This is a genomic window from Terasakiella sp. 4MB5A (assembly GCF_050058155.1).
Taxonomy (GTDB): Bacteria; Pseudomonadota; Alphaproteobacteria; order Rhodospirillales; family Terasakiellaceae; genus Terasakiella; species Terasakiella halodenitrificans.
In genome coordinates, this window is the sequence record NZ_CP188815.1 from 2,902,962 (window position 1) to 2,920,483 (window position 17,522).

Consider the following 17,522-nt stretch of genomic DNA (forward strand, 5'->3'; position numbering starts at 1 on the left):
AAATGACCACAACACATTTAAATATGGGCCCCTGCCTGTTCAACTGGGCCCCTGAGAAACTGAAAGATTTTTACTTCCGCGTTGCTGACGAAGCCCCGGTTGACACCGTCTTTTTGGGTGAAGTCGTCTGTTCTAAACGACAGCCGTTTTTCGCACCCGAAATTCCCGAAGTGGCCGAACGTTTGATGAATGCGGGCAAACGGGTGATTTTCTCCACTCTCGCCCTTGTTATGACCAAACGCGAAATGGCCCTTGTGCGCGAAATGTGCGAGATGGAAGGCATGATGATCGAGGCCAACGACCTGTCGGCCTGCGCGCAACTTTCCGGTACAGACCACGCCCTTGGCCCCTTCATCAATATCTATAACGAAGGCACGCTGAAAGTGATGGAACAACAAGGCGCTAAACATATCTCGCTGCCCGGTGAACTGTCTCGTCATTCCCTCAGTGCCCTTGCAAAGGCGGCAACGGCTGATTTGGAAGTGCAGATTTTCGGGCGTTTACCCTTGGCTTTGTCCGCGCGCTGTTATCATGCCCGTTCCCACGGTTTGGCCAAAGATTCCTGTCAATATGTCTGTGACAAAGACCCGGACGGTATGGATCTGGATACACTGGATGGTGATCCGTTTTTGGCGGTCAACGGCATTCAAACCATGTCTTATACCTGCGCCAATCTGGTCGGCGAACTGGATGACCTGCAAAATATGGGCATCAACCATTTCCGCCTATCCCCGCATGATACAGACATGGTTGAAGTCGCCAAAATCTACCGCGATGTTCTGGACAACAAACTGGAACCGATCGAAGCCACCGAAAAGCTCGATGGTCTTATGGACGGTATCCCGTTTGCCAACGGTTTCTACTACGCCACCGAAGGTGCCAAAGCAAAAGGTGCCATCGCGGACTTCGGCCTTTAAGACAACTTGTCACTGGGAAGGGAAAAGACGGTTTCAGATCATCCTAACGGGCTGACAAACACTCAATCGTCATCCCCGACCCTGATCGGGGATCCATTTTTATCAAACAAGAAATATCTAACTTATTGGTTTGAATGGATCCCGCATCAAGTGCGGGATGACGACCTTTTCAAAATCGATATTAAAAAAACACCTTATCAATCCTTCACCGTGGTTTCAAAGTCGTCGTCTTTTCCCTTCCCTTTTCGCCGTCTTCGCGCTATTGAGGCGGGGTTATGAGTGAAGCTGATCGTATATTCAAACCAACTGCTGATATAATTGTCAAAGCCGGCTGCATTATTCGTGCAGGCGGGCTGGTGGCTTTTCCAACGGAAACGGTATATGGACTGGGGGCGGATGCAACCTCGGAAAGTGCGGTTGCCTCTATTTTTGCAGCCAAGGAACGACCGAGCTTTAATCCCCTGATTGTCCATGTGCCGGATATGGAAACGGCACGCAAACTGGTCGAGTTCACCGAACAGGGTGAAAAACTCGCACATGCTTTTTGGCCCGGTGCCTTGACACTGGTTTTACCACGTAAAAAAGACAGCGGCCTATCTCTGTTGGTCAGCGCCGGGTTGGATACGGTTGCCATTCGTATGCCCAACCATCAAATCGCCACTGAATTGTTAAAAGCATCCGGCAAACCGATTGCGGCACCGAGTGCCAACCGATCTGGTCAAATCTCACCCACACAAGCGGCCCATGTGGCCCAATCCCTACCGGGCAAAGTCGATATGATTTTAGATGGCGGCCCTTGTGCCGTCGGTTTGGAGTCCACCGTGGTTGATGCCTGTGGGGAACAAGTCGGTTTCTTGCGCCCCGGCGGTATTTCCATAGAAGAACTCGAACAAGTTGTCGGCCCGTTGATTTTTCCCGACGATGCCCCAGATGCCCCCAAATCCCCCGGTATGTTGAGCAGTCATTATGCCCCGACCCTGCCCATGCGCCTGAATGTAACCGAGCTTCAAGACGGTGAAATTCTGTTAGGATTTGGTCCAAATTGTGAAAAATGCACATTAAATCTCAGCCCTTCAGGCAATCTTAACGAAGCGGCGGCTAATCTTTTTGCCATGATGCGGGAACTGGATCGTGAGGGCTTTACACGCATGGCTGTTTCACCCATTCCCCAAGACGGCCTTGGTCTTGCCATAAATGATCGGTTAAAAAGAGCAGCAGCACCCAGATAAATCAAAACAGGGGTTGAGGGGGTAAACCATATGGGAAAAACAAACGGCGCCATTGCCGCAGGACATCCACAAACCGCCAAAGCGGGTGCCTTAATGCTGGAAGAAGGCGGCAATGCCTTTGATGCTATTCTTGCCTGCATGTGTGCCTCCTGCATTAGCGAACCCGTTTTGTCGTCTTTTGGTGGTGGCGGTTTTTTGTTGGCCCATGCCCATGACAGCGATCCCGTCCTGTATGATTTCTTCACACAGACCCCAAAAAAACGCAAAGATAACCCTGATTTTTATCCCATTCTTGCCGATTTCGGCACAGTCACGCAGGAATTCCATATCGGGCGCGGGTCCATTGCCACCCCCGGCGTGGTCAAAGGATTGTTTGACGCCCATAAAGACCTTGGTAGCCTGCCCATAGACGTGGTGCTTGCCCCGGCTATTGATCTCGCGCGAAACGGCGTACAGGTTAACGCCATGCAAGCCAGCATCTTCGATATTGTCGAAGCCATCTTTATGGCATCGGATGACAGCAAGGCCCTTTACGGCAGTCCCAACCACAACGGACATTTGCTGCGTGAAGGCGAAACCCAATATAACCCGGACAGCGCCACCCTTTTGGAAAACCTTGCCAAAGAAGGCAGTGATCTGTTTTATCAAGGTGATATTGCCAAATTGATTGAAGCAGACTGTTGGGATCATGGCGGGCATCTGAGCCTTGGCGACCTGCGCGATTACCGTGTTTACAAACGCAAACCGTTACGCGTGGATTACAATCGATCCCATTTCTACACCAATCCGGCGCCGTCCACTGGCGGATTGTTAATCGCCTTTGCCTTGGAACTGATCAAATCGGCAGGTTTACGTGATCTTGCCTTTGGCTCCAAAGATCATATTGAACGTCTCAGTCAAATCATGGCCCTGACCAACAAGGCGCGGCTGGATGCGGCCCTCGCTGACGGTGCCGATCAGGCCCAGCTTGAAATGCTGGATCAGAATTTCCTGCAAACTTATCGCCAACATATTTTGGGCCGCCCAAGTGCGCTACGCGGCACAACACATATGAGCGCCATTGACAAATATGGTAATGCGGCCTCCCTGACCATTTCCAATGGGGAGGGCTGCGGCCATATTCTGCCCGGTACCGGTGTTATGTTGAACAATATGCTGGGCGAAGAAGATATCAATCCACATGGATTTAACCAATGGCCACAAGATGTGCGTATGGCCTCCATGATGTCACCAACGCTTTTGTTACGCGATGACGGCATCAATGTTGCTTTGGGCTCCGGCGGGTCCAACCGGATCCGCACGGCTGTCTTGCAGGTGCTGGTCAATTTGCTGGAATTTAATATGTCACTGGAACAGGCGGTCACCGCCCCGCGCATGCATTATGAACGCGGATTGTTGAATATTGAACCGGGATTTGATCCTTTCGCTTTAAAAGACTTGGGCGATCACGTTCCACACTATAAAGTCTGGGAAAAACAAAACCTCTTTTTCGGCGGCGTACATTCTGTACGGGCCAACTTGGAAACGGGCCGTTTCGACGGTGTCGGGGATTCCCGGCGCGGCGGGGCGGCAATTATTATTGATGAGAGCATGTAAGTTATGAATGCGGAAAATAAAAAATATATTCTGACCATTTCCTGTCCCGACCATACCGGTATTGTCGCACAGGTTTCCGGCTTTCTGGCCGATCAAGACGCCTTTATCAACGAGTCTGCCCATTTTGGCGATTCCGTATCTGATCGTTTTTTCATGCGAACTGTCTTTACCCCCGGTCCCTATACGCCTGACGCGTTTGAACTGGCAAAGAATTTCTCGCGCGTGGCAGAGCGTTTCCAGATGGTTTGGGGCATCCATGACGCCAATCGCAAACAACGCCTGTTGATTATGGTGTCCAAATTTGATCACTGCCTCAATGATCTTTTATATCGTTACCGCACAGGGGAATTAAATGCCGACATCCCGGCGATTGTCTCCAACCATCCTGATCTGGAAAAATTGGCACAATGGCATGATATCCCATTTTATCACATGCCGGTCACCAAAGACACAAAGGACGAGCAGGAAGAAGCCGTCTGGGATTTGATCCAAAATCTGGAAATCGATCTGGTTGTTCTGGCGCGTTATATGCAAATTCTATCACCGCGCATGTGCGAAAAACTACGCGGGCGTTGCATTAACATCCACCATTCATTCTTACCCAGCTTCAAAGGCGCAAACCCGTACCGCCAAGCCCATGAACGCGGTGTGAAGCTGATCGGGGCAACCGCCCATTATGTCACCGGTGATCTGGATGAAGGACCGATTATTGAACAGGCCGTCGAACGTGTTGACCATACCTTCACGCCGGAAAAATTAAAAGCTGTCGGACGCGATATCGAAAACGGCGTTCTTTCGCGTGCGGTGCGTGCACATGTGGAACATCGTATTTTGATGAATGGCATGAAAACTGTCGTTTTTAAATAAATAATTTTAATAACTTCACCACATAATTAAAATAAATTACAAAACTGCAAATGAAGTTACTTCGAATCGGAACCGAATCTTTTTTTGATTCGGCTCCGATTCAATCCCCTGTTGCACTGCTGTGCAAATCTCGGCACAATAAAAACGTATAAAAAACAAAGGGTCGTCATGGTGAACGTTCAGAACACACTGGCTGACATAAATCTGCTTGAGGGTTTATCCGAAGATATTATCGAGGCATTGAATAAACAATGCCGTTGGAAATGGTTCGACACCCAAGAACAGATCATCGACCGTCAGGCGGAAAGCACCGATGTGTTTTTCATCGTACAAGGTCGCGTGCGCATTATCATCTATACGGTCGGTGGTAAGGAAATCACCTTGGATGATTTTACTGAAGGCAAACAGTTTGGTGAAATGGCCGCTATCGACAGCCTGCCCCGTTCTGCCAGTGTTATGGCCATTGAACGCTCGCTGCTCGCGGCCATGCCGCAATCACGGTTTATGGAACTGTTGACCGGACATCCCGTTGTCGCCGCACGCGTTTTAAAAAACATGGCCCATATCATTCGGATTTCCAACGAACGTATTATGGACCTGTCCACATTGGGGGCGGCCAACCGGGTCCATGCTGAAATTTTACGCCAAGCCCGTGAAAATATGGTCGATGAAGATGAGGCTTTTATTTCCCCCATGCCCATACATGGCGATATCGGATCGCGCGTCAGCTCGACCCGTGAGACCGTGGCCCGTGTGATGAATGATCTAGCGCGCAAAGGCTTTGTAGAACGTAAAAAAAACGGCCTGAAAGTCACCAACATTGCCGCCCTCAGTCAAATGGTCGAAGACGTACGCGGCGACTGATTTCCTTATAATCACAACCCATGATTCTCATTTAAGCGATAATTTAAAGTTTTTTTCAATCTGTGACCCCTATCACAGACCTTTAAATTTGGTTAAGGCATTCTTATATGTATCGAAGAGACATAGAATGCAGCAAACGTCTCCCACCCAGAGACAATACGAGAGCAGTTGCAAGCTTGTTTCCAAGAGAACTTTTTCATTCCCGAGACTTTAAGCCACACGTCCCCTTGTGTGGCTTTTTTTTGTACTGTTTTTCTATCATTTTCGAGAAAAATACCCTGCCTGTGATACCCATCACAGCCACACCCTAAGGATACAGGCATTATAACTTCATAGCCGGGACTGGTGCGTCACATGTGTGATGTTAACGCGGCTATTACCTACACCAGTCCATTCGTTATCCCTCAAGAGTATACTTAACCCCGCAAACCTTTGTTTTGCGGGGCTTTTTTTATTACTTACCCATGTTGGAATTGTGTGAAAAATAATTTCTTTATTAATTCTGTTTCATGTTTCAATTTCTCACACCATGAAACTTCATCACCTTTTTCAAACCCAGTTATGTAATGACATAGACCCCGAAAGTGCGGATTATGGCCATTAAGTGCCGTTTCTCTGATTTTTGCCAAATTTTTCCACAAGAACGTTTCCTATAACGTTCCGGAGAACACTAACCCGACAATTTCTGGAAAAGCAAAAGGCTCGCCTTCATAAGAAGGCAAGCCTTTGAAATTACTTGGTGCGGGCGGGCGGACTTGAACCGCCAAGACCAAAAGGTCGGCAGATTTTAAGTCTGCTGTGTTTACCGATTTCACCACGCCCGCACAAAGTACGTGCGCCTTCGCAAAGAAAGCGCGCACACATTATCGTCGTCGATCCAATATGGCAAGAGTGTTTTACTCCTGAAGGCCAGCTTTTTTTAACATGGCGTGTAATTGGGTAATCACCAGCTCTTTCTTTTTCGCTGTTTGGACATCTTCAGTGAATTTTTCAACAAAGTTTGGCTGACGTAAATGTTCCTGAACCCGTTGACGTACCCAGTTCAATGTTCGTCCTTCAATCAGCAAACCGGATGCACAAAATTGTAAGAGTGCCGTTGCCCGTTGAAACAAGGTATCCTCGGGGCTGTCCATTTTATCAATGATGCGTTCTTCATCCAGATAATTAAAAATCAAATCATCTAACCAATTTGCAAAAGTTTCGTTCATTTTATTGGGCAATTTAATCGCCAGTGCGGATTTTTGCAGTCCTGTCAAAATCTTCAACTTACGTTTTAATGGCAATTTATAATGAACGATATCATGCACATGTTCCGGCCCTTCCATAAACTCTGGCAAGAACTTGCAGACGATATCAGCACAATCCTTCCCAAAAGGAGACTTAGACAACGTCAACAGAAAACGAAGTTGAAGGATTGGTGCTTTTAGATTTTCCATAATATATTCAATAGCTTCACTTGGGTTCTCTAAGTTACGATCCCGGTTGAAGCTACGCGTACCGCACATGGCGAGGGCTTCTGCCATCCCTTCCCCGCCAAGAATAGAGCCATTTTTTGCAATAAATAAAGGCAATAACTGTTTAAAAGCGTGTTTTTCTTCATGCATATCGCCTTTGGTGAGGGATGACCGGCTACGCAACATTTGTTCAACCCGGTTGGCCAAACGACTGCGACTTTTGGTCATCGCCAACTTTGCCATTAACTCGCTGACACGTTGCAGGCCAGGCGTATCCCATTTACGTGCCTCGTATCGCGCAATACAAAGTTTCGTCAAGACATCAATAGCATTATATCGGTCCGGTTGCTGCCCAAGCATTTCTAAAATTGCATTTGGAATAGCAAAAAACTCGCTGAGGATTTCATCCAGAAAAACGGCCGTATTTTCATGCAATGCTTCAATATCGGTTTTGCCGAGCAATTCAAAAAGAACGACAAATTTTCCCTCCCACGAAGGTGACATCATGGTGGACTTGCTCAGCGAGAGATTGACCCGGTAACGTATGGCCGGATCATTTAAATCACCCGCATTGGCGATATATTCGTTCAATCCGTCATTTTGCAGATTATCAAAGCCAGACCCACGGGCCTTTTCTTTAGCTTGTTCAAAAAGATCAAATATTTTTTCGCGACATTCCTGTTCATTCTTTTTAGCTTTGACCGCCTGAATACCAGCCAAACGTTCCACCGCGCTGGCAAAAAGCGCATCATCACAGAACTTTTCCAATGAACGGTGGCTATGCATCAATTCGGTCGGCGTAAACGTCATCTGGTCGCAGTAATCACGCAACATTCGGCTGAGCGCCAACATGGATTCCGGCAAAAACAGATCATCTACAGTTTCATAAACCGGACAATCCGCAATTTGCCCCAAACCAGCCTTGCGTTTAATCGAGTTAACATTTTCATTAAAAATAATTTTCTCTTCGCCATCACCTTTTTTGATCACCTTAGCTTCATCGACGACCTTTTGCTTAAGCAATTGACGAGACTGTTTAACCGCAGCAGCTTCGCTATCTTTATAGGAATGCAAGCTCCATCGGTTGCCGCTTTTAACTTGAATAACGTACTGCGCCACGTTCTATTCCTAACTCAGTTTCTCTTTAAAATAACCATATCAGGAGCTTCATAGACTGTCACCTCGTTGCGTAAAAGTTTTTTAGGATTTATTAGGGCTTCCCCTGTAAAATGTTACATGCCTTCGGGCGTCACTTGGAAAATGCATGTGACATATTTGAAATTTGAGGAAAATACCGTGACGATATTCCGCCTTGCATTAACGGTTGCCAGTTTAACGATTTTAAGCGCCTGTACAGATGTTCCCTTGCCAGAGCCCTTGACAGAAACATTGGCAGGACAATCAACCAAGGCTGAACGATTAAAAGAAATATCTGAACGCATGCGTTGGATGGCGCCGGAAAAAACATGGCATTACAACTGCTTGTTCCTAAAACCCGTTGCGCAGTTGAATGCAGATGAACAACAGCTTGCTCTCGTCAACTCAAAAATTCTATCGATTGCCCATTTTGAAGAAAAACGATTGGCCTATCGTTCTGCCGGTTCCTTATATCGTCGTGCTGCCGATCAAGGCATCGCCTATGCCAATGCAAAGCTCGGTAATATCCTGATCGCCGGTCAAGGCGTTATCCCCAATCCCATCGGTGGAACAAAACTGGTTCAGCAATCCGCACAACTGGATTGTGCCTTTGGACAATATCGATATGGCGAGCTGCTCAGCAAGGGAATAGGCGTGAAAGCCGATTTCACCGATGCATGGGCATGGTTGGAATTGGCACGTCGCCAAGGTTATCAAGACGATCAAAAACTACAGAACAAAATCGAAGGCTTCCTTGGTCCCGTCCAGTTGGAACTCGCAAATCAAAAAGCCGACACATTGCGTCATCAGTTAGATATCTTCAACAAAGGGCCGCAAAGCCAACAGTTGATCCAATGCATAACGCCACGTAACAAAGAACCGTTCATCACCCGCATGCGCGCATGCCATGCCATGAGCGGCACCCACGTTGGCAGCCTGATTGATTACAGACAGAATAAATAGGTTAAACGTGACAAAACCATTAGATGGATTACTCGTTGTTGCCCTAGAGCAGGCGGTCGCGGCCCCCTTATGTTCAGGACGGCTTGCAGATGCCGGTGCGCGTGTCATAAAGATCGAACGATCTCAAGGGGATTTTGCACGCCATTATGATTATGTTGTGCATGGTGAAAGTGCAAATTTTGTCTGGCTGAACAAAGGGAAGGAATCGCTGGTTCTGGATATTAAACAGGCGGGCGATGCAGACCTATTGGAGCGCATTCTAGCAAAGGCCGATGTCTTCATCCAGAACCTCGCCCCCGGTGCCGCCCAACGCGCTGGGTTTGGCAGTGACGATTTGCGTCAACGTTACCCCCGTTTAATCACCTGCGACATTACCGGATATGGCGAAGAAGCCACATTGGCAAAGATGAAAGCCTATGACCTGCTTGTCCAGGCAGAAAGCGGTTTATGCAGCCTGACCGGTGGATCAGAAGCGCCTGGACGGGTCGGCGTCTCCGTTTGTGATATTGCCGCTGGTATGAATGCATATCAAGGCGTGCTGGAAGCCATCATTCAACGCGGTATTACGGGAAAGGGAAGCGGGGTATCCGTCTCCCTTTTTGACGGAATGGCAGACTGGATGACCGTACCGTTATTATTTCAGGATTACACGGGAAACGCCCCCAAACGGGTGGGATTGCGCCATCCAACCATTGCTCCTTATGGGGCATTTGAAACGGGCGATGGGAAACAAATTGTTATTTCCATTCAAAATGAACGGGAATGGGCCAGATTTGCCGATGACATTTTAGGTCACCCTGAATGGGCCACAGACGGTGCCTTTTGCAGTGCTGTCCTGCGCGTAGAAAACCGTACAGAATTGGACAAAATTATTGCCGACACATTTGCAAAATTAAAGAGTGACGACATATGCGAAAAACTATTGCGCTCACAGATTGCTTTTGGTCGTCTGAATGATGTAGAAGGGCTCTCCACCCACCCTGCCCTGCGCCGTATTCGTATCGACAGTCCCAGCGGGCCGATTGACCTGCCTGCCCCACCCGTTAAAATCGTTGGAAAAAAGCGGGAATACGGGCCGATCCCCGAGATTGGCAGTCATACGGACCACATCAGAAAAGAGTTTGCAGAAAATGGTTAATTCCGTCATTATCGTCCTTGGTGCAGCCTCAACCAAAGAGGCCAAACCCAGCCCGGCTCTGTTGCGTAGAACCCGCAGTGGCTGCGAACTCGCCTTACAAAAAGACGATCACGATCTTTTACTATGTGGCGGTCAAACCAACAGCCATCATTTTGTGAAAGAAGCCGAAATCATGGCTCAAATCGCATCGGAACACGGGCTGGACAACAAGCGAATTGTACAAGAAGGACAATCACGCAACACATTTGAAAATGCAATCTTTGCCAAACGTATGATTAAGGAAAAAGGTTGGCAAAACATCACAGTTGTCAGCGACCGTGTCCATCTGTTGCGCGCCCGTATGGTCTTTGGCGCTCTGGGTATCAAGGCCCGTTTTGTCACCGCACACGCAGACCCTAAAATCGGATCAGGCCTCTTGATTGCCACACTCTATGAGGTTCCCGCTTTGCTTTGGTATGCAATTCGGATATTAAGTGGACATCACAAACCTTACTTGAAGAAACCTTAAGGGACGATTGAACGTATGAACGCCTTAAAACCGTTTATTTTGACGGCATTCTTACTCGCCTGTACCGGACAGGTCGGACAGGCACAATCCTGCAAGCCCATTACTCAGTTTGAAGGATTGTTTTTTGATGCCGGGGCATTCGTGGGCAATCAAAATATGGAAAGAAACCTCGAAAACGCTCTCCTCGAAGGCGTTGAAAAAGTTGTTCTCTTCCCAACCCCTGTTACCCAGCCCACCAATCATCCCCGTTCCTTGGAAAAGACATTTCCCGATCTGGTAATACGCGGCGCCTCCCCTTGGAGCAAAGCATCCCCGGTCATTTGGCCGGAACCACTGGATATAACAATGTTCGGTCCCCTCGCCGATGAAATGGCGCGACATCCAGATCGCACATATCTGATTTCTCACTTATCCCGGTTTGATCCGAAACATTTATCCAAACTGTTGAAAAAGGCCCCAAACCTGTGGCTTGGTCTCAGCGACGAAGACTTAAAAATTTTGACTGCACAATGCGCAAGCGGCCCCCTACAATCCCTTGTGGATCAAGCCGACGGTCGTCTTGTTTTTGCCTCCTTCGGACAAGATCAGAATTGGCAGAATTACAAGAAAACCATCCAGTCCTTGCGGAACTACATCGCCTTGCTGAGTGAGCAAAAAGGCGAGGCAATCGCCTTTCGCAATGCCGAACATTTATACAAGATCGCCGTCAACGCACCTTAATCCAACAGCGTATGCGTGGTCGATGTTACGTTTTGTTTAGCCTGAACCAATAAATCCGGGTTTGCCGTTGTGCGACGCCATTTTTCCAACTGACTGGCGCGGCGTTTTGCAAAATCAAAACGATTGAGTTTTTGTTGCCCTGCAGACATATTCGTCAGTGTTTTTTTAGCTTTTTGCTCACGAATGGCGCGGTTGCGTGCCTCGTTAACAGCTCCGCCCATATGCTGACGATATTGCGTCAAACGATTTGCAATAACCTGTGCCTTGCCCAAATCTTCACGTTGCTGTGCAATCCGTGTTCGAAAACTATTGTTCAACATCACAACACGTGTGTGATCTACGGGCATGACCAACTTCTCTTCATCTGATTCTGGCTTAACTTCTGCCAGTTGAACACGATCATCATGGGCTTCGCGATTGGCATAATTCCAATAGGAAAGAACTTTTTCACGATAATACATATTCTTTGTCGGTTCAGACGAATGATAGCGCCCGGCTGCCACCGACCACGACTTTTCCTCTTTAAACAAGCGGGTCAGGAATTGCGCGGCATATTGTGCATTCTGATAAGGATCAAAAGCCTGATCTAGACTTTGGAACGCATCCGGATGATAACGCAAGTTGATTTGCATACACCCAACATCAATATTCTCAACCCCTTGGCTTTGCAATTTCTGTACATGCGCAATCGCTTGCCCCTTTGTTGGGAAATATTCACCCGCCCCACCGGAAGCAACAGTCCAAGGCCAGGCAATATTTACCTTATCCTCTTTTAACCAGCGCCCGGACTCTGTCAATGAAATGGCGCGTAGCAGATTAGGTGATATCTGATATCTGCGTTCCACCTCACGGGTAGCTTCTTTACATAAGTCCATGTTTTTATTTAGCTTAATTCCCGCATGCCCAACAGTAGACCAAGCCATAAAGACAAAAACAAAAAGAGAAATGAGGTTATATTTTTTCATTGTTTTACTGACATTTGAATAATTCATAACAAACAATAAGCAATCCTTATGCCAGTAATCCGATTTCAGACGCACAACACCCTAAAATCTCTAAAAACTCAAAATAAATTAAAATGCAGTTGATTTTAAATTATGGATATGCTTTATACTGTTTTTTAGCAATTACATATTAACTGTTTAAATGTTAATTGCTTTCTTGGACGTTTCCTCCCAAACTTTTCAGGCTCATCTTCGGATGGGCCTTTTCTTTTTATATATCAATTATATAAATGATTTCATGGAATTTTGTGTATTCACTTATATACGACATATTTGTACGACAAAATATTATGTTTTCTAATCCATCTGTGTATGTCAGTTATTGTAAGTAACTGAAAATAAGTTAATTTTCTTGTATGTGGAAAAGGACGGTCAAATTGACCGCCCTGTTCATTGTGGATAGGTTGCTGATTCTGTGCATGGCACAATAGGAGAGAAATAGGGAAGCAGAACGTATCCACTGGTACCCAACTTACAACACACCTCGCGTCAATAATGTCGCTCTGGGCAAAGAAATACCGGATTTCTGCCCTGACGCATCCAAGAAATCTGGAGCATACGGAAATGCCCAATCGAACCTCTTAGAAATTACGGCTTTCCGTTCACCCAATTCCTGAGATAAAAACTCAACCAGATGATTTTGATTTTCTTCAATATCCTCATCGTTCAAAGTTGCCGGTCGTCGTGACGCTAAATTCAAATCGTCCAAATAACCGCCATCCACACCAAAACCGTCCAGCCGTTTGGTAATGCCCCCGATTTTTAGTAGTCCTCATAAGGAGAATTTTCTCGTAATGTAAATACAGGAGAATTCAAATGAGAAAATCACGTTACTCAGACAGTCAAATCATCAATATTTTGAAACAAGCTGAGGCTGGAACCAAAGTTCCTAATCTTTGCCGAGAACACGGCATGTCGGATGCGACATTTTATAAATGGCGGGCAAAATTCGGCGGCATGGATGTTTCCATGATGACCCGTATGAAGGAACTCGAAGCAGAAAATGCCCGGCTCAAGAAAATGTATGCAGATGTTCAACTTTCTGATGGACGGAGCTTTCGCACATTCAATGTGATTGATGACTTTAACCGGGAAGGTCTTGGCATTGAAATTGATTTTTCTTTACCGGCTGAACGTGTCGTTAGAGCCCTTGATCGCATCATTGAATGGCGAGGCAAACCAAGGGTTATTCGCTCAGATAACGTTCTATATAGGGAAGGTTTTAACAGTTTGAGCCAATAAAACTCTATACGCTGCCATCTTTGACAACGTTTTTTAACAATAAACCAAGTGGCTTCTGCCGTCTATAGAAAGCGTTTTCAACCATAGCAAATACAGGGTACGTCTTATCGTCCCTCACCGTTCTCAATACGAGATACAATTCCAAGCAGAAGGCCCAAACATTATCTACGAGGTCACTTTTGTGCCTCCACGGCCGCTACAGAGAGAGGTCCTTCCACTTGGCACCGCCCGTTCATAGAATGGGCGATAATCGTTACCGCTTTTGATGATGGCATGGGTTACACGGGCCAACTTTGCGGCAATAGCTGATAACGCCTTGCGTCTGAGATGGGGATTGTCCCGATCTTTGGCAATATAGCGTTCAAATTTATCTCTAAAAGCATTCTCCTTTTGTCGAATAGCAATTTGTCCGGCAATCCAGAAGGTACGTCGTAATCTTGCATTCCCAAATTTTGAGAGTTTGCTTTGACCTCTAAATTGCCCAGATTGATGGGTGGCTAAATCAAGACCACAAAATTTAAGAAACTGACGATGATGTTTAAATCGACGTAAATCTCCAGCTTCGGCCAAAATTGTTAAAGCATTGATCGGCCCAATTCCGGGTATCTGAATAAGCTTTATGTAATCTGGATGTTGAGACAGAAGCTGTTCAGCGTATCTTTCTATTTGATCTCTTTGCTGGATGAGCCCACGGGCTTCTGTCAGAACCATTCGGAACATAGCAATGGCTGGCGAATCTATGGGCACTGGCAGGCCAGTTGATGAGGAGGCAATGGCATAAATATTGGACAAGACTTGTGTTTTTGCAACTTTGCGCCCCACCACCGACCATGCTTTTTTGATAAAATCCTTTTCACTTAGGGCCGTAATGCTTGCTGGTGTTGGGAATTGATCTAAAAAAGCCAGAAACCAATCAGTGCGACTGTTGCCTTTAAACCTTTCCGCCTCTGGAAAATACAGAGGCAAATAGTGGGTCAGCAAGCGATGCCAGATTTGCGTTTTTGCTCGAGAAACCAATTCATGTGTTTTGGACAATTCCTGAATATCGTTGATATTTGCGGCAATAGGGTCGTGGTAATATTGAGATGCTCCGATCTTGAGCATATGCAAAATGACCTGGGCATCTTTTGGATCATTCTTGTCCCAGCCATTATGCAAAGCTTCTCGTGTGCGCGCTAAACCATATAACAATGAACGCCCCAATATGGCCCTCGGCGGTATAACGCCGATACAGAAACTGGAAATGGCACAGACAGCCGCTTAGAGATTCTCCTTTTCCGACCCTCTAAAAATGGGGGTATTACCACGCCAAGGTGCTCCTGTCCGGGCAATCCAAAAAATACCATCAAGAGTGAGGCGGTGATTTGAGGGAGGACGGCCAGATTTTGGCCCTTGGGCATGAAGGAATGGCTCGAAGAATAACCATTCATCGTCGCTCATCAAATTCCGCATAGACTTCTCCTCATAAAAAGAAGTCTTGAATCACATTCTAAGCAATTTGTGAACCCACTTTGTCAACAGGACCTAGATTATTTTACATTATTGATTTGTGAAATAATCCACCCTACATTTATTGATCAGTTCTTTTTCTATGCCGCTAGGACAACCTTGAAAAAACACCTTGTTTGAGGAATGAGTAAGAGATGTCATTGTTTTCTTTACTTCCAGTTTTTGTTCCGCTGTTTTCGGCACAAGAAGAGAGTTACATTCAAAAAGCAAAACAACATCAGCCAACTGGTTAACAAATCGGTCTGCATTTATAACCCCGGATAAATCAATGAAAATCGTTTGGGTAAAAGGCCTTAGACGCCCAAGCAATTCAGTCAACCGACTGGGCAAAATATCATCCGGGATACCGACGACCTTTAAAGATAAAGATGCCCGAACAACATCAATTAGGGAACGACATATCCTAAGATACATTTCTAAAAACCGTCTATTGTATAATGTGGAGAAGTGAACTTCGGTAATTAACTTTTCTTCTTGTAAAATATTTATGTTTTTATAAATATGAGATGAAATCTCCCCCAACATAAGAATATCAATTTTCGCCACAACCTCAGGCGAATTACCAAGAATATTTTTAATATTTCTAATTTTATCCACTGTTCCACTATCGAAAGAAACTTCCATAAAACTGCTGTCGCAACTATTGGCAAGCTTCACAGCCCGGACATGTATTCCACAGTGTTTTTGTATCTCGACAAGGGTACGCGAAGCTTCATATTGCAAGGCCTGAGATGCATCTTCCAGCTTCTTGACCACATTGTCTTCAAGATCGCTTGATAGATGATAGTTATGGGTTAATTCCGATAAGTTGTTTTTCGCTAAATTGAGATGATATTCCTGTATTGCTTCATCAATGGACTTGATTAGCTCCTCCAAAGGAGTAGGCTTTGTATAGAATTTGTAAATCAAGCCTTCGTTTAGTGCAGATACAGCTGTTTCCAGTGAAGCCTGCCCTGACAGCATGATATAAATACTCTCAGGGGCTATAGCTTGGGCAGCTTGAATAAATTCTATCCCATTCATCCCTGGCATCATCATATCGCAGATTATGACGGAGAAGGGACCTTCTGTGTTTAGCTTCTCTAAAGCTGCCTCTCCTTCACAAGCAATTACGACTTGATATCGCTTGCGAAAGACGCGCTCCATTGCCAAAAGCAGTCGTTTGTCATCATCAAGGAGTAGAATTTTCTCATCATTCATTTCCGTCTCCTTTACGTGTTGTGATGTCAACCAAGACCGGTTCCTTAAATGTATATGCCTGTACAAGGTTATGAAGACGTTGGACTTGTGCAATGCTAAGCTTGGCACCCGCAGCCAGTATTAGCAGACCGTCTTCTGTTTCTATATCACTCTGCACAGTGTACCCTGCAAGCAACTGTGAAATATTCATCTTTTTTAATTCTACATTAGGCTGATCATTTTCTTTTTTTATACGAAACTCAAAATATCCTTGTACCTTTCGTTTCAGTTCAGGATCATAACGTTCCGGCCAGCGATCCAACTGTTGAATTTCATTAAGCGTTGGTAGATTACCGTCGGAAAAATCTGATAGGTCTTTTAATATGCGAAGCAGCCTTGCGCCAATGGGAATACTTTGACCTGACAGGTGATCTTTTGGATAACCGGATCCGTCAAAGTTCTTATCCTGATAAAAAACATTCTGAGCCACTTCATCCAAACGCGGAATATTGATGATAAGATCTTTACCAATTTGCGGTATCTTCGCGGTCATTTCCTTTTCATCATCAGTTAATGGCATAGATTTATTCAGTTTCTGAATGACATTATCTGGAATGGAAATGCGACCAATACTGGACAGCAAAGCCGAAATTTTTATTTCCCACGCATTTGGTAAATGGAGGCCTTTAGCAATATCTTTTGCCCAAACCTGAACTTTGGTGGCTCGTCCAAAAGCGTGAGGGTCTGCGATCGAAAGAATATCCATTAAAACCTTTACACTACCGGCGAGCGTTTGTTCCAATAAGATCTTTTCCGCCGTGATCAGTTCGTATTGTCGTAAAGCATCTGCAATCCCTTTTTCCAAACTCTCAATCGCAACTGGTTTGTTGAAAAAACGAAAAATCTGCCCTTGGTTAATGGCATGAATAGGTGTTTCCTGATCAGCATTACCAGTCAGCATCATTCGCACTGTATCGGGATACTTGGCATGCATTGATTCTAAAAGCTCTACACCGGTCATTTCGGGCATATTCATATCCGACACAATAACAGCAAACGGGCCTTGTGTTCTGGCAAGCTCCAAAGCCACGATGCCACTTTCTGCCGTATAGAGATCGAACTGTCTTTTAAGGTGACGTGATAGTGACTTTAAAAGTCTGGGCTCATCATCAACCAACAATACCTTCTTCGACAT

General features: G+C 45.9%; 14 protein-coding genes, 1 tRNA gene and 3 pseudogenes. 10 read left to right on the forward strand and 8 right to left on the reverse strand.

The window, feature by feature from the left end:
• Positions 1–2 precede the first annotated feature (2 nt).
• The 5 genes from ubiV (at position 3) to ACI0FF_RS13705 (ending at position 5,473) form a co-directional block, all read left to right on the forward strand.
• Positions 3–917 carry a ubiquinone anaerobic biosynthesis protein UbiV gene (gene ubiV / locus ACI0FF_RS13685; protein ID WP_417830966.1) on the forward strand — a complete coding sequence of 305 codons (915 nt, stop codon included), beginning with the start codon at positions 3–5 and terminating at the stop codon, positions 915–917.
• Between the two features lie 275 nt (positions 918–1,192).
• Positions 1,193–2,146: an L-threonylcarbamoyladenylate synthase gene (locus ACI0FF_RS13690; RefSeq protein ID WP_419797360.1), complete on the forward strand. Its 954-nt coding sequence runs from the start codon at positions 1,193–1,195 to the stop codon at positions 2,144–2,146.
• Between the two features lie 30 nt (positions 2,147–2,176).
• Positions 2,177–3,742: a gamma-glutamyltransferase gene (gene ggt / locus ACI0FF_RS13695; protein ID WP_419797361.1), complete on the forward strand. Its 1,566-nt coding sequence runs from the start codon at positions 2,177–2,179 to the stop codon at positions 3,740–3,742.
• Between the two features lie 3 nt (positions 3,743–3,745).
• Positions 3,746–4,609 (forward strand): formyltetrahydrofolate deformylase, encoded by an 864-nt coding sequence (gene purU / locus ACI0FF_RS13700; RefSeq protein WP_419797362.1) that lies wholly within the window; start codon positions 3,746–3,748, stop codon positions 4,607–4,609.
• A gap of 168 nt (positions 4,610–4,777) precedes the next feature.
• Positions 4,778–5,473 (forward strand): Crp/Fnr family transcriptional regulator, encoded by a 696-nt coding sequence (locus ACI0FF_RS13705; RefSeq protein WP_419797363.1) that lies wholly within the window; start codon positions 4,778–4,780, stop codon positions 5,471–5,473.
• Between the two features lie 737 nt (positions 5,474–6,210).
• On the opposite strand, the gene ACI0FF_RS13710 is transcribed toward ACI0FF_RS13705, so the two are convergent.
• Positions 6,211–6,297, reverse strand: a tRNA-Leu gene (locus ACI0FF_RS13710).
• A 72-nt stretch (positions 6,298–6,369) separates the two neighbouring features.
• Positions 6,370–8,046 (reverse strand): hypothetical protein, encoded by a 1,677-nt coding sequence (locus ACI0FF_RS13715; protein ID WP_419797364.1) that lies wholly within the window; start codon positions 8,044–8,046, stop codon positions 6,370–6,372.
• 177 nt (positions 8,047–8,223) lie between these two features.
• Here ACI0FF_RS13715 and ACI0FF_RS13720 point away from each other — a divergent pair, with 177 nt between their 5' ends.
• Genes ACI0FF_RS13720 through ACI0FF_RS13735 form a run of 4 tightly spaced genes read left to right on the forward strand, consistent with a single transcriptional unit; the run spans position 8,224 to position 11,393 of the window.
• Positions 8,224–9,027, forward strand: coding sequence for a tetratricopeptide repeat protein (locus ACI0FF_RS13720; protein ID WP_419797365.1), 804 nt, complete (start codon positions 8,224–8,226; stop codon positions 9,025–9,027).
• Between the two features lie 7 nt (positions 9,028–9,034).
• A complete protein-coding gene (locus ACI0FF_RS13725) occupies positions 9,035–10,165 on the forward strand; it encodes a CaiB/BaiF CoA transferase family protein (protein ID WP_419797366.1) in 1,131 nt (376 codons plus the stop codon).
• A complete protein-coding gene (locus ACI0FF_RS13730; RefSeq protein WP_419797367.1) occupies positions 10,158–10,673 on the forward strand; it encodes a YdcF family protein in 516 nt (171 codons plus the stop codon). Before ACI0FF_RS13725 ends, ACI0FF_RS13730 begins: the two co-directional genes overlap by 8 nt.
• A gap of 15 nt (positions 10,674–10,688) precedes the next feature.
• Positions 10,689–11,393: a hypothetical protein gene (locus tag ACI0FF_RS13735; protein WP_419797368.1), complete on the forward strand. Its 705-nt coding sequence runs from the start codon at positions 10,689–10,691 to the stop codon at positions 11,391–11,393.
• On the opposite strand, the gene ACI0FF_RS13740 is transcribed toward ACI0FF_RS13735, so the two are convergent.
• Together ACI0FF_RS13740 and ACI0FF_RS13745 are read right to left on the reverse strand one after the other, a co-directional pair.
• Entirely contained in the window at positions 11,390–12,268 is an 879-nt protein-coding gene (locus tag ACI0FF_RS13740; protein ID WP_419797369.1) for a transglycosylase SLT domain-containing protein, read from the reverse strand. The genes ACI0FF_RS13735 and ACI0FF_RS13740 overlap by 4 nt on opposite strands.
• Before the next feature lie 601 nt (positions 12,269–12,869).
• A complete protein-coding gene (locus ACI0FF_RS13745) occupies positions 12,870–13,121 on the reverse strand; it encodes a hypothetical protein (protein ID WP_419797370.1) in 252 nt (83 codons plus the stop codon).
• Between the two features lie 92 nt (positions 13,122–13,213).
• Between ACI0FF_RS13745 and ACI0FF_RS13750 the strand changes: the two are divergent.
• Positions 13,214–13,438, forward strand: a pseudogene (locus ACI0FF_RS13750) (transposase); the annotation flags it as partial.
• Between the two features lie 366 nt (positions 13,439–13,804).
• Here ACI0FF_RS13750 and ACI0FF_RS13755 read toward each other — a convergent pair.
• From ACI0FF_RS13755 to ACI0FF_RS13770, 4 genes and pseudogenes are all read right to left on the reverse strand, one after another.
• Positions 13,805–14,821, reverse strand: a pseudogene (locus ACI0FF_RS13755) (IS110 family transposase); the annotation flags it as partial.
• A 123-nt stretch (positions 14,822–14,944) separates the two neighbouring features.
• Positions 14,945–15,091: pseudogene (locus ACI0FF_RS13760) on the reverse strand (transposase); the annotation flags it as partial.
• 87 nt (positions 15,092–15,178) lie between these two features.
• Positions 15,179–16,348 carry a response regulator gene (locus ACI0FF_RS13765; protein ID WP_419797371.1) on the reverse strand — a complete coding sequence of 390 codons (1,170 nt, stop codon included), beginning with the start codon at positions 16,346–16,348 and terminating at the stop codon, positions 15,179–15,181.
• Positions 16,341–17,522: an HD domain-containing phosphohydrolase gene (locus ACI0FF_RS13770; RefSeq protein WP_419797372.1), complete on the reverse strand. Its 1,182-nt coding sequence runs from the start codon at positions 17,520–17,522 to the stop codon at positions 16,341–16,343. Before ACI0FF_RS13770 ends, ACI0FF_RS13765 begins: the two co-directional genes overlap by 8 nt.

Bases quoted from the DNA above. Each gene is read 5' to 3' on its own strand.
- ubiV (WP_417830966.1), top strand. From the start codon at position 3: ATGACCACAACACATTTAAATATGGGCCCCTGCCTGTTCAACTGGGCC.
- ACI0FF_RS13690 (WP_419797360.1), top strand. From the start codon at position 1,193: ATGAGTGAAGCTGATCGTATATTCAAACCAACTGCTGATATAATTGTC.
- ggt (WP_419797361.1), top strand. From the start codon at position 2,177: ATGGGAAAAACAAACGGCGCCATTGCCGCAGGACATCCACAAACCGCC.
- purU (WP_419797362.1), top strand. From the start codon at position 3,746: ATGAATGCGGAAAATAAAAAATATATTCTGACCATTTCCTGTCCCGAC.
- ACI0FF_RS13705 (WP_419797363.1), top strand. From the start codon at position 4,778: ATGGTGAACGTTCAGAACACACTGGCTGACATAAATCTGCTTGAGGGT.
- ACI0FF_RS13730 (WP_419797367.1), top strand. From the start codon at position 10,158: ATGGTTAATTCCGTCATTATCGTCCTTGGTGCAGCCTCAACCAAAGAG.
- ACI0FF_RS13735 (WP_419797368.1), top strand. From the start codon at position 10,689: ATGAACGCCTTAAAACCGTTTATTTTGACGGCATTCTTACTCGCCTGT.
- ACI0FF_RS13740 (WP_419797369.1), bottom strand. From the start codon at position 12,268: ATGGACTTATGTAAAGAAGCTACCCGTGAGGTGGAACGCAGATATCAG.
- ACI0FF_RS13765 (WP_419797371.1), bottom strand. From the start codon at position 16,348: ATGAATGATGAGAAAATTCTACTCCTTGATGATGACAAACGACTGCTT.
- ACI0FF_RS13770 (WP_419797372.1), bottom strand. From the start codon at position 17,522: ATGTCGAAGAAGGTATTGTTGGTTGATGATGAGCCCAGACTTTTAAAG.